The sequence below is a fragment of the Pantoea sp. 18069 genome (genome assembly GCF_902706035.1).
GTDB lineage: Bacteria > Pseudomonadota > Gammaproteobacteria > Burkholderiales > Burkholderiaceae_C > Comamonas.
In genome coordinates, this window is sequence record NZ_CACSJA010000107.1 from 1 (window position 1) to 505 (window position 505).

General features: G+C 64.0%; 1 protein-coding gene. It reads left to right on the top strand.

What is annotated here, in order from left to right; genetic code table 11:
* Positions 1-505 (top strand): aminotransferase class I/II-fold pyridoxal phosphate-dependent enzyme (locus GVL12_RS25775; protein WP_159918387.1); only part of this gene is annotated, 505 nt, incomplete at both ends.

Genomic DNA, 505 nt, shown 5'->3' on the forward strand with positions numbered 1-505 from the left:
GGGATCAGGTGCTGACCATGCTCGACGCGCGCAATGACAAAAGTATTATCCCTTTCGGCGGCGGCTCGCCTGACGTCACCCAGCCGAGCCTGAAGCCCATCTGGCGCGAGCTGAGCCGGGTTATCCAGCATAATCTCAGCGAGGTGCTGAACTACGACGAGCTGGCCGGACGCCGCGAGCTGCGCGAACAAATCGCCCGCCTGATGCTCGACGGCGGCTCGGTGGTCACCGCCGACGATCTGATCATCACCAGCGGCTGCCACAGCGCGCTATCGCTGGCGCTGCTCTCGGTGTGCCAGCCCGGCGATATCGTCGCCGTCGAATCCCCGTCCTATTACGGCACCATGCAGCTGCTGCGCGGTTTGGGGCTGAAGGCCATCGAGATCCCCACCGATCCGGACAGCGGGATCAGCGTCGAAGCCCTGGAGCTGGCGCTGGAGCAGTGGCCGATCAAGGGCGTTATCCTGGTGCCGAACTGCAACAATCCGCAGGGCTTTATCATGCC